Origin of the sequence: Burkholderia sp. Ac-20392 (genome assembly GCF_017104585.1) — a bacterium.
GTDB lineage: Bacteria > Pseudomonadota > Gammaproteobacteria > Burkholderiales > Burkholderiaceae > Burkholderia > Burkholderia lata.
Window position 1 is genome coordinate 1 of the sequence record NZ_JAAGPB010000291.1, and the last position, 10,813, is coordinate 10,813.

10 protein-coding genes and 1 pseudogene are annotated in these 10,813 nt (G+C 68.7%); 5 read left to right on the plus strand and 6 right to left on the minus strand.

The window, feature by feature from the left end; all coding sequences use genetic code 11:
* A pseudogene (locus tag G3N99_RS26095) lies at positions 1-131 on the minus strand (5-formyltetrahydrofolate cyclo-ligase); the annotation flags it as partial.
* Positions 132-139: 8 nt separating this feature from the next.
* Between G3N99_RS26095 and G3N99_RS26100 the strand changes: the two are divergent.
* From G3N99_RS26100 to G3N99_RS26115, 4 genes are read left to right on the plus strand one after another with little or no spacing between them, the layout of a single operon-like run.
* Complete coding sequence (locus tag G3N99_RS26100) at positions 140-2,092, plus strand: lytic transglycosylase domain-containing protein (RefSeq protein WP_041492980.1); 1,953 nt, start codon at positions 140-142, stop codon at positions 2,090-2,092.
* 57 nt (positions 2,093-2,149) lie between these two features.
* Entirely contained in the window at positions 2,150-3,109 is a 960-nt protein-coding gene (locus tag G3N99_RS26105; RefSeq protein ID WP_206123826.1) for a complex I NDUFA9 subunit family protein, read from the plus strand.
* A gap of 47 nt (positions 3,110-3,156) precedes the next feature.
* Complete coding sequence (locus G3N99_RS26110) at positions 3,157-3,804, plus strand: glutathione S-transferase family protein (protein ID WP_174937526.1); 648 nt, start codon at positions 3,157-3,159, stop codon at positions 3,802-3,804.
* On the plus strand, positions 3,801-5,042 hold the full coding sequence (locus G3N99_RS26115; protein ID WP_206123827.1) for a multifunctional CCA addition/repair protein: 1,242 nt from the start codon (positions 3,801-3,803) through the stop codon (positions 5,040-5,042). Before G3N99_RS26110 ends, G3N99_RS26115 begins: the two co-directional genes overlap by 4 nt.
* A gap of 40 nt (positions 5,043-5,082) precedes the next feature.
* Here G3N99_RS26115 and G3N99_RS26120 read toward each other — a convergent pair whose 3' ends face one another.
* Positions 5,083-5,868, minus strand: a complete 786-nt coding sequence (locus tag G3N99_RS26120) for an XRE family transcriptional regulator (RefSeq protein WP_206123828.1) — start codon at positions 5,866-5,868, stop codon at positions 5,083-5,085.
* Positions 5,869-6,298: 430 nt separating this feature from the next.
* Here G3N99_RS26120 and G3N99_RS26125 point away from each other — a divergent pair, with 430 nt between their 5' ends.
* On the plus strand, positions 6,299-8,149 hold the full coding sequence (locus G3N99_RS26125; RefSeq protein WP_174947376.1) for a M24 family metallopeptidase: 1,851 nt from the start codon (positions 6,299-6,301) through the stop codon (positions 8,147-8,149).
* A gap of 19 nt (positions 8,150-8,168) precedes the next feature.
* On the opposite strand, the gene G3N99_RS26130 is transcribed toward G3N99_RS26125, so the two are convergent.
* From G3N99_RS26130 to G3N99_RS26145, 4 genes are all read right to left on the minus strand, one after another.
* A complete protein-coding gene (locus G3N99_RS26130) occupies positions 8,169-9,524 on the minus strand; it encodes an SGNH/GDSL hydrolase family protein (protein ID WP_206123829.1) in 1,356 nt (451 codons plus the stop codon).
* A 176-nt stretch (positions 9,525-9,700) separates the two neighbouring features.
* Positions 9,701-10,141: a flagellar protein FlgN gene (locus tag G3N99_RS26135; RefSeq protein WP_166962587.1), complete on the minus strand. Its 441-nt coding sequence runs from the start codon at positions 10,139-10,141 to the stop codon at positions 9,701-9,703.
* A 70-nt stretch (positions 10,142-10,211) separates the two neighbouring features.
* Positions 10,212-10,538: a flagellar biosynthesis anti-sigma factor FlgM gene (flgM, locus tag G3N99_RS26140; RefSeq protein ID WP_174947381.1), complete on the minus strand. Its 327-nt coding sequence runs from the start codon at positions 10,536-10,538 to the stop codon at positions 10,212-10,214.
* A gap of 118 nt (positions 10,539-10,656) precedes the next feature.
* Positions 10,657-10,813, minus strand: a 157-nt coding sequence (locus G3N99_RS26145; protein WP_206123830.1) for a flagella basal body P-ring formation protein FlgA, incomplete at its 5' end; no start/stop codon positions are given.

The window sequence follows — 10,813 nt, forward strand, 5'->3', positions numbered from 1 at the left end:
TCGTCGAGCGCGGCGTTCGCGGCGGGTTGCGACGCGGCGTCGCGACGCGCGCCGGACAGCGTTTTGCGTAGCGCAACCTTCGGGTTTGGCACAGGGTTGCGTGCTATGCTTTCGCTCACTTCGTGCTCCATTCAAAACGATGTCGAACAGCCTTTTCCGAGTATATCGCGCGGTCGCGCTGACGCTTTCGGCCACCGCGCTCGTCGCGGGCACGGCCGCATGCGCCGCACCGAACGACGATACGGTCTCCGGGGACGACCAGACCTTCGTGCAGCTTCGTGAAGCCGCGCGTCGCAACGATGCTGCGAAAGCCGCGCAGCTCGCGTCGATGATCCCGAACTATCCGGTGCCGTCCTACGTCGAGTATTTCCAGATCAAGCCGCAGTTGTTCGATTCGACGGGCCGCGCGCGCGTGGACGCGCCGGACGCGCCCGTGCAGTCGTTCCTGCAGCGCTACGACGGCCAGGCGATCGCCGACCGCCTGCGCAACGACTACCTGCTCGTGCTCGGCGCGCGCCACGACTGGCGCAACTTCGACGACCAATACAAGCGCTTCGTGCTCGATGACGACACGCAGGTCAAGTGCTACGCGCTCGAATCGCGCGCGGCGCGCGGCGAGAACGTCGCCGATGCGGCACGCGCGCTGCTCGTCGAGCCCAAGAACTACGGCGACGCGTGCGTCGACCTGATCACCGCGCTGACGGTCAACCAGCAGTTCACGAGCGACGACGTGTGGCAGCAGGCGCGCCTCGCGTACGAGCAGAACTACACGACGCTCGGCGGCAAGATCGTCGATGCGCTCGGCCCGCGCCCGGTCGGCTTCGACCAGGCGACGAGCGCGCCGCCGCTGTACCTCGCGCGCGGCGTCGGCCCCGACGCGACCTCGCACCAGCTCGCACTGATCGCGCTCAGCCGGATGGCGCGCAACGATCCGGACGCGGCAGCCGGGATGCTGACGTCGGTCGCCGCGTCGCTGACCAAGCAGGAACAGGCGATCGCGTGGGGTGCGATCGGCTACCAGGGCGCGATCAAGCGCTCGCCGCTCGCGTCGGTCTGGTACGCGAAATCGACGAATGCGCCGCTGTCGAACCCGGGCTACGAATGGCGCACGCGCGCCGCGCTGCTCGCCGGCAACTGGCCGATGGTGCGCTGGTCGATCGAGCAGATGCCGCCGTCGCTGCGCGACGATCCGGCCTGGATCTACTGGCATGCGCGCGCGCTCAAGCAGAGCGGCGACACGCTGCAGGCGAACCAGGAATTCGAGCAGGTCGCGGGCCAGTTCAACTTCTACGGCCAGCTCGCCGGCGAAGAACTCGGCCAGCGCACGACGATCCCGCCGCGCACGAAGGTGAGCGACGCCGAGATCGACGCGATGAGCAAGATTCCGGGCTTCGCGCTCGCGCAGCGTTTCTACGCGCTGAACCTGCGCCTCGAAGGCAACCGCGAATGGAACTGGCCGCTGCGCGGGATGACCGATCGCCAGCTGCTGGCCGCGGCCGAATACGGCAAGCGCGTCGAGCTGCTCGACCGCACGGTCAACACGGCCGACCGCACGAAGGCCGAGCACGACTTCACGCTGCGCTACCCGTCGCCGTACCGCAACATCGTCGAGCGCTATGCGCAATCGACCGGCCTCGACATCGAGTGGGCGTACGGGCTGATCCGCCAGGAATCGCGCTTCATCATCAGCGCGCGTTCGTCGGTGGGCGCGGGCGGCCTGATGCAGCTGATGCCGGCCACCGCGCAGATGGTCGCGAAGAAGCTCGGCATGGGCACGATCTCGCGCGCGCAGATGCACGACATCGATACCAACATCCAGCTCGGCACCTGGTATCTGGCGGACATCTACAACAACTTCGACAGCTCGCCGGTGCTCGCCACGGCCGGCTACAACGCGGGCCCGGGCCGGCCGCGCCAGTGGCGCCAGGTGTTGACGCAGCCGGTCGAAGGCGCGATCTTCGCAGAAACGATTCCGTTCAACGAGACGCGCGACTACGTGAAGAACGTGTTGTCGAACACCGTCTACTACGCGGCGCTCTTCGAGGGCAAACCGCAGTCGTTGAAGAAACGTCTAGGCATGATCTCGCCCTGATACGCAATCTTCACACTGCCGCGCGAGACGCGGCAGTGTTCTTTTGAGGCCCTGAACATGGATCGCCAGACCGTCGCGCTGCTGGGCGGCACCGGCTTCATCGGCAGCCGGCTCGTCAATGCGCTGATCGAATCCGGCAAGCAGGTACGGATCGGCACGCGCCGGCGCGACCACGCGCGCCATCTGCAGATGCTGCCGGTCGAAATCGTCGAGCTCGAAGCGCTCGACACGCGCACGCTCGCGCGCTTCGTTGCCGGTGCGCACGCGGCAATCAACCTGGTCGGCGTGCTGCACGGCGGCCGTGGCACGCCGTACGGGCCCGGCTTCGAGCGCGCGCACGTCACGCTGCCGGCCGCACTCGCAACCGCCTGCACCGAGGTGGGGGTGCCGCGCGTGCTGCACATGAGCGCGCTTGGCGCCGACTCGCACGGCGCGAGCATGTACCAGCGCTCGAAGGGCGACGGCGAGGCCGCGCTGCATGCGATCGCGGCGACCGATTCGCTCGCGCTGACGATCTTCCGCCCGTCGGTCGTGTTTGGCCCCGGCGATGCGTTCCTCAACACGTTCGCGAACCTGCAGCGCACGGTGCCCGTGCTGCCGCTCGCGATGCCCGACGCGCGCTTCCAGCCGGTGTTCGTCGGCGATGTCGTGCGCGCGTTCGTCAACACGCTCGATCTCGCGGCCGCGCACGGCAAGACTTACGAACTCGGCGGCCCGACCGTCTACACGCTCGAGCAGCTGGTGCGCTATTGCGGCACGCTGGTCGGCCGGCAGGCACGCATCGTGCGGCTGCCCGACGCGCTCGCGCGGCTGCAGGCCAGCGTGTTCGAATGCCTGCCCGGCGAGCCCGTGCTCACACGCGACAATCTCGCGACGATGTCGGTGCCGAACGTGCTGTCGGGGCCGCTCGCACCGGAGCTCGGGATCTCGCCCGCGAGTCTCGAAAGCATCGCGCCCGCGTATCTCGGCCATGCCGCGCAGCGTTCCCGGTTCGACTGGTTCCGCTCGCGCCGCTAGGCCGGCAGCGTCTTCCTTTCCACCTTCGCGTTTTCCGGAACACCGTCATGAAACTCGTCATTGGAGACAAGAACTACTCGTCGTGGTCGATGCGCCCGTGGCTGCTGCTCGCGCATTTCGGCATCCCGTTCGACGAGATCGCCATCGAGCTGCGCCACGATGACACGGCCGCACGCATCCGCGAATATTCGCCGTCCGGCAAGGTGCCGTGCCTGGTCGACGATCACGGCGTCGCGATCTGGGATTCGCTCGCGATCGCCGAGACGCTCGCTGAACGCTATCCGCAGTTTCCGATGTGGCCGGCCGATCCGCTCGAGCGCGCGCATGCGCGCTGCGTCGCGGCCGAGATGCATTCGGGTTTCGCGGCGCTGCGCACGCAAATGGGGATGAACGTGCGCGCGTCGATGCCGGGGCGCGGCGCGACGCCGGATGCGCTCGCCGATGTCGCGCGCATCGATGCGCTGTGGAGCGAGTGTCTCGAGGCGTCGGGCGGCCCGTTCCTGTTCGGCGAATTCGGCATTGCCGATGCGATGTACGCGCCGGTCGTGATGCGCTTCAACACGTACGCACCGGGCCTGTCGCCGGAAGCGGCCGGCTATGCGGCCCGCGTGACGGCGCTGCCGGCCGTCCAGCGCTGGATCGACGCCGCGCGCCGCGAAACGAACGTGATTGCCGAGTACGAGCCGACGCCATGAACATCTACGCAGTAGGCGGCGCCATCCGCGACGAATTGCTCGGCGTGCCCGTGCAGGACCGCGATTACGTGGTGGTGGGCGCGACCCCCGAGCAGATGGCCGCGCAGGGTTTCCGGCCGGTCGGCAAGGATTTCCCGGTATTCCTGCATCCGCGGACGCAGGAAGAGTACGCGCTCGCGCGCACCGAGCGCAAGACGGCGGCCGGCTATCACGGCTTCCAGTTCCATTACGCGCCGGACGTGACGCTCGACGAGGATCTCGCGCGGCGCGACCTGACGATCAACGCGATGGCGCGCGAGGTGAGCCCGGAGGGCGACCTGGTCGGGCCGGTGATCGATCCGTTCGACGGGCAGGCCGACTTGCGCGCGCGCGTGTTCCGGCACGTGAGCGATGCGTTCGTCGAGGATCCGGTGCGGATCCTGCGCATCGCGCGCTTTGCCGCGCGGTTCGCGGATTTCACGGTCGCGGACGAAACGCTCGCGCTGATGCGGTGGATGGTCGATGCGGGCGAGGTGGACGCGCTGGTGCCCGAGCGCGTGTGGCAGGAAATCGCGCGCGGGCTGATGGAGGCGAAGCCGTCGCGGATGTTCGCGGTGCTGCGCGAGTGCGGCGCGCTCGCGCGCATCCTGCCGGAAGTCGATGCGTTGTGGGGCGTGCCGCAGCGCGCCGACTACCACCCGGAAGTCGACACGGGCGTGCACGTGATGATGGTCGTCGACTATGCGGCGAAGCAGGGCTACTCGCTGCCGGTGCGCTTCGCGGCGCTCACGCACGATCTCGGCAAGGCGACGACGCCTGCCGACGTGCTGCCGCGTCACGTCGGCCACGAGGGGCGCAGCGTCGACCTGCTCAAGCCGATGTGCGAGCGGCTGCGCGTGCCGAACGAGTGCCGCGATCTCGCGCTCGTGGTTGCACGCGAGCACGGCAACCTGCATCGCGTGATGGAGATGGGCGCGGCCGCGCTGGTGCGACTGTTCGAGCGCAGCGACGCGCTGCGCAAGCCGGCGCGTTTCGCCGAGATGCTGCAGGCATGCGAATCGGATGCGCGTGGGCGGCTCGGGCTCGAAGCGCAGCCGTATCCGCAGGCCGAGCGGCTGCGCGTCGCGCTCGCGGCCGCGCGCAGCGTCGATGCCGGCGCGATCGCGCGCGGCATCGGCAACGACACGGAGAAGATCAAGGAAGCCGTGCATCGCGCACGGATCGAGGCCGTCGCACAGGCGCTCGAGATCGGCGAATAGGGGCAAGGGCGCGCATCGCGCGCCTGCCTCCCGACAACCGTTACGACTTTTTCTTGCGCGCCGGCTTGGCGGCTGCCGGACGTTTGCCGGCGGATGCGCGCGGCTTGGCCGCGGCCTTCTTTTCCTTTCCTGCCGCGCCGGCGTCACGATCGCGCTCTGCCCGCTTGGGCGCCGACCCACGACGGCTCACGCGCGGCTCGCCCGGCGTCGCACGCGCGACGGGCGCCGGTTTCCCGAGGTCCATCGTCGCGGACACGAACCCGGCGCCACGGTCGTCGAACAGCGGCAGCGTGCCGACCGCGATCACCTCGGCCGGCCCGTCGCCCACGTTGGCGACCCGATGCCGCTTGCGCGCATCGAAGTGCAGCGAGTCGCCGGGCGACAGCGGGTAATCCTTCTTGCCGACCGTGTAGCAGATCCGGCCGGCCAGCACGTACACGAACTCGTCGCCGCCGTGCGCGACCCATTCCGAGCGGTAGCCTTCCATCATCTGCACCTTGAGCGCGTTGATCTGGCTGCCGTCGAACGTGGTGGAGAGGCGTTCGTACCACTGCGACGTGGCGTCGAGCGCGTACGGCTTGCGGCGGCCTTCGTGCGAATCGGGCTGCGCCTGGCGCGGCTGGTCGATCAGCGCGCCGAGCGGCACGTCGAGCGCCTTCGCGACGTTGACGAGCGACGACAGCGAGATGCCCGTGAGGTGGCGCTCGACCTGGGACAGGAACCCGACCGACAGTTTCGCCTCGGTCGCGACTTCCAGCAGCGTCTTCTTCGCTTCCCGGCGCAGGCGGCGAATGCGCTGGCCGATACGCATGATGTCTGAATCCATGAATCTCTTTCGTGACAACGAGTCGGGAGGCGAGCGGACGGGCGGTGCAGCCGCCGGACAGGGAATTCCGCGCATCGCACGAAGCACGGCCGTCGGGACGGCGATGCCGGCGAATTGTACCGCGCGGTTTCGCCGGATGAATTCCCGTTGTGCCGGGATGCGCAGGCGCCGCGCCGATTTTAGCCCTACGAAAATTTTAGCTTGACCTCAATTTCGGCGTGCTCTAGATTCTGTCGCGAGTATCAAAAAAAGTTAAGTGGGACGAAATTTTTTTCAAGGCCTGCTGCCGGAACGGCACGGCGGCCCGGTGCCGTGCTGCGCCGGACCGCGCGGCCACCTGCAGCGGCGCCGTGCCGCGTCAGGCCCGCCCCGGGCCTGCACCCCGCCGCGTCACCGCCGGCCGCCGACAACAATGCATAACGGGCTTCCGATGATCGATCGACTGAAATACAGCTTCTCCGGCCTTCCCCCGTACGACGCGTCCGTCGCCGACACCCAGGCCGGCCTGTCGCGCCTGCTCGAGGCCGCGCGGCTCGACGCGGTGCTGGTCACGTCGCAGGACGAATACGTGACCGAGTACCTGCCGCTCGCCAACAATCCGCGCTACGCGGTGTCGGGTTTCGACGGCTCGGCCGGCTGCGGGATCTTCCTGAGCGCGGCGACCGCGCAGGCGCTCGATCTGCCCCCGTTCGTGCTGTTCGTCGACGGCCGCTATCACCTGCAGGCCGAGCAGCAGTGCGATCCGGCGCGCGTGCGCATCGAGAAGCTCGGGATGAACGTCACGATCTGGCAGGCGATGGCCGACTGGCTGGTCGCGCACGGCAGCCGGCTCGCACGGGTCGGTTACGATGCGCTGCGGATCAGCGTCGGGCAGCGCGATCGTCTGTTCGAACAGACGCAGGCCGCGTCGCTCGACTGGACGAGCCTCGCCGACCGGGAAATCGATCGCGCGATCGCGTTGCCGGGCTGGGTCGTCGAGCGGCCGATCTTCGAAGTGCCGGAATCGGCGACCGGCCTGAGCGTCGCGCAGAACCTCGACATGCTGAACCGTCAGCTCGCCGCGCAGACCGGCGCGCCGGACGGCAAGACGGCGTTTTTCTCCTGCGCGTCGGACGACCTCGCGTATCTGCTGAACAGCCGCGGCTATCACATCCCGAATGCGTCGTCGCACCTCGGCTTCCTGTTCGCGGTCGGCGGGCAGGTGGCGTTGTTCCTGCCCGAAGGCTGCGACCGCTGCGAGGTCACGCTCGCGTCGTATCCGGCGCTGCACGTGATCCGGCGCGATGTCGCGGCGCTCGAGCGCTTTCTTGCCCAGTTCGACGTCGAGCACGTGTGCTACGGCTTCGAATCGGTGAATTGCGCGCTCGTGGACGCGGTGAAGCGGGTATGGCCGCACGCGCGGCATGCCGACTTCAACCCGGTCGAGGCGATGCGGGCCGGCAAGACACCGGCGGTGCTCGACCGGTTCCGCGACGCGTTCGCGCGCAGCTCCGCGGCGATCGCCGAGACGATGCGCTGGGCGAAGGCCGGCGAGCCGGGCACGCGCCACACCGAATACGACCTGGCGCGCACGATCAACGACGCGTACGGCGCACGCTCGGCGGTGGCGCTGACGTTTCCGTCGATCGCGGCGAACGGCGCGAACAGCGCGTTCGCGCATTACACGGCGGCGAGCGCCGACGTCGAGCTGACGGAAGGCGAACTCGTGCTGCTCGACAGCGGCGCCTATTACGAAGCCGGCTTCGCGACGGACTGCACGCGCGTGGTGCTGCGCCGGACCGACCCGGATACGGTCGCGCAGCCGTGGCAGCGCGAGATCTACACGGTCGCGCTGAAGGCCTGCATCAAGGGGCTCGTCACGCGCTTCCCGAGCACCGCAAAGGGCGGCGACGTCGACGCGGTCGTGCGGCAGGTGTGCCGCGACCACGGCCACGATTTTGGCCACGGCACCGGGCACGGCGTCGGGATTCACGTGCACGAGGGCGGCGTGCGGTTCGCACCGGGCGCGAAGTACGGGCTCGTGCCGAATGCGGTGATTTCGGTCGAGCCGGGCATCTACGTGCCGGGCAAGGGCGGCGTGCGGATCGAGAACATCGTGATCATCCACCGGGACGACGCGCAGCCGGATACCGTCACGTTCGAGAACATCGTGACGGTCGGCTACGACTGGGACCTGATCGATCTCGACCTGCTCGACGACGACGAGCGCGCGTACCTGCGCGACTACGAGCGGCTGTGCGTCGAACGCGGCACGCAGGTCACCGCGTGTCCGCTGCTGTAAGCACGGCCGCTCGCGCCGGTCAGTTCAGCAGGCGTGCACGCACGAACGGCGCGATCCGCTCGGCGAGCCACGCGTGCGTGCGCGTGGTCGGGTGCAGCGTGTCCCAGAACACGAAGCGCGCCGGATCGCGGCAGTCCGCACGCGGCGTCTGCGCGGACAGGTAGGTGAGCGACGACGGTTTCGGGATGTCGAGGCATGAACGCTTCGCGTCGTCGAAGCCGTACTGGGCCGGATGGCTCAGCAGGTCGTCGAACAGCGCATACGCATCGAACACCTCGAGCCGCAGCGTCGCGCCGTAGCGGGCGCGCAGCGCGGCGGCCGCGTCGGCGAGGCGCTGGTTGTAGTCCTTGACCTGCGCGGCGACGCTCGCGGTGTCGGTGCGGGTCGCGAACACCGGCGCGCGCGACACGTCCGGCAGCGTGACGAGCATGATCCGCGTCGCGCCAGCCGCGGCGAGCCGCTCGAGGCTGTCGCGCACCGCATTCGCCGCCTGCTCGGGCGAGCGCCCGTAGTTCACCAGATCGTTGCCGCCCGCGAACACCGCGAACAGCGTGTTGGCGGGCCGGTAGTCCGGCGCGCGATCCATGTATTCGCGCCACGAGTCGATCTGCTGCACGAGGCCCGGCACGACGAGGTACTGGTCGGTCGCCGCACCGCCGATCGCCCAGTTGTAGAACGGCAGCCGCAGCGCGTTCGCGAGATATTCGGCCCACACCGGGCCGTTGCTGAAGCGTCCCGCCTGCCAGCTCGTGCCGTTCGGCAGCTTCCACTGGCTCGCGTTGAACATGTTCTGCGTGTCGGACAGGCTGTCGCCGAACACGATCAGCTTGTTGACGCGCGCGTCCTGCTGCGCGGCGTCGATGGTCCACACCGTGTAGTTGAACGACAGCGCGTTGTTGGCCGCAACCGCCTGCACGAGGTCGGTCTTGATGCCTTTCGCGGCCAGCGTCTTGTGGCACACGTCGGCGAGCGCGTCCTGCGTCGTCGTGCTGTAGAACATGTTCTTCCACTGCGTGATGCCGTCCGCCCACCAGTAGCCGGACACGCGATACCAGTCGCCGCCGGCAGGGTTGCGCGCCCATTCGTAGGTTGCGGCCGGCTTGAGCGGGTCCGCGTCGATCCGGTACCAGCAGCGCAGGTACGTGTAGGTGTCGGATCCGCGGCGCGCCGCGCGCGGCGTCGTGCCAGGCGCGCTCGAGGCGGCCGGCGGCACGACATCGGGGCCGGCCGGCGACAGCGACATGTCGCCCGTCGGCGTAGGCAGCGGCGCGGGGCCGGCGGCCTGCGCGACGGGGAGCGTCAACACGGCGCCCAGTGCGGCGACGGCGGAAACGGCGGCAACGCGGGATGAAAACGGAATGCGGAAATATGGCATGCGGCCCTCTTCTGATTGTTGTAACGGGACGGCGCGCGGCTGCGCAGCCGTGTATCGGAAGGGACCGTGGGTGCCGGGCTCGGGCCCGGTCTGTCGAAACGTGAGGTGCCGCGAACGGCGGCGAGAGGCGGAAAGTACGGTGGCGGCGTCGTGCCGCCAATCAGTCGGTCAGTGCTTCAGCGCGTGAGTGCCGACACGCGCCCGTCGGGGCCGTAGACGCCGGCCGGCGCGGGCGCCGAGCGCAGTACCGCGAGCGCGCGCTCGTTGTAGTCCATCCGGATCCGGATCAGCATCCCGTTGTTCGCATTGGCCTGGCGCGCGCGTTCGGCGGACTGCTGCAGCAACTGCCAGCGGCCGGCGAGGCGGGCATCGCGCTCGGCGGCCTGGTCCATGCCCTTCTTGCCGGACGGAAAGCCGAGGGCGGAAAGCTGCGTGTCGCGCGTGCGTTCGAGTTGCGCGAGCCGATCGATCAGCTCGCTTTTCTTTTCGACGATCCCGGGCAGCATCTCGAGCGGCTGCGCCATCGTCAGCGCCTTTTCCTCGTACGCGAGCAGAGACGCGAACGCCTCGACCGTCGCGTGTTCGTCGTTGACCGTGGCCAGCAGCTCTTCTCTCATCGCGTCATGCTCGTCGCGCCGGCGCGGTTATGCGCCGGCAAACCGGGGGACCGGCCTCGCGAGGCCGGCTTCAGCTGCCCGGGCGCTGCTGCTGCAGCAACTCGCGGGCAGTATTCAATACGCCGTCGGCGATCTTGTTCGCATCGATCGTCAGCGTGCCGTTGTTCAGCGCGTCCTTGATCGACTGGACCAGGCCCGTGTCGATATCGCCGCCGGACGCGGATACCGAACGCAACTGGCCGGACAGACCCGACAGGTTCACGGTCGTGTCACCGCCGGTCGACCCCGCGTCGGCCGCCTGTGCGGACGAGGACGAGGCCGCGCCGGATTGCGCACGGGTCGCGCCGTTGCCGGTCGGCGCCAGGGGGCTCGGGTTCGGAGTGGAATCGATCTTCACGATGGGTTTCCTGTTCGGTTTGACCCAGATAACGGCCGGGTCGGCCCGAACTTTAGCATCGCGAGCCCGAAATGCCCCGAATAAACAATTCTTTACATTCTTGGGGCGGGATCCGCCCCTACAGCGGAATTTCCACGGTGCCGGCGTCCTTGACGATCGCCGTGACGATCTGGCCCGCCGCCATCCGCACCCGCACCGACTGGCCGGGCGCCGCACTTGCCAGCGCGCTGCCCTCGGCCGAAATCGTGAAACCGGGCCCGGCCGCGACCACCCGC

Excerpts from the sequence above, each read along its gene's own strand:
- G3N99_RS26115 (WP_206123827.1), top strand. The coding sequence starts at position 3,801 with ATGAACATCTACGCAGTAGGCGGCGCCATCCGCGACGAATTGCTCGGC.
- G3N99_RS26120 (WP_206123828.1), bottom strand. The coding sequence starts at position 5,868 with ATGGATTCAGACATCATGCGTATCGGCCAGCGCATTCGCCGCCTGCGC.
- G3N99_RS26130 (WP_206123829.1), bottom strand. The coding sequence starts at position 9,524 with ATGCCATATTTCCGCATTCCGTTTTCATCCCGCGTTGCCGCCGTTTCC.
- G3N99_RS26125 (WP_174947376.1), top strand. The coding sequence starts at position 6,299 with ATGATCGATCGACTGAAATACAGCTTCTCCGGCCTTCCCCCGTACGAC.
- G3N99_RS26110 (WP_174937526.1), top strand. The coding sequence starts at position 3,157 with ATGAAACTCGTCATTGGAGACAAGAACTACTCGTCGTGGTCGATGCGC.
- G3N99_RS26105 (WP_206123826.1), top strand. The coding sequence starts at position 2,150 with ATGGATCGCCAGACCGTCGCGCTGCTGGGCGGCACCGGCTTCATCGGC.
- G3N99_RS26135 (WP_166962587.1), bottom strand. The coding sequence starts at position 10,141 with ATGAGAGAAGAGCTGCTGGCCACGGTCAACGACGAACACGCGACGGTC.
- G3N99_RS26100 (WP_041492980.1), top strand. The coding sequence starts at position 140 with ATGTCGAACAGCCTTTTCCGAGTATATCGCGCGGTCGCGCTGACGCTT.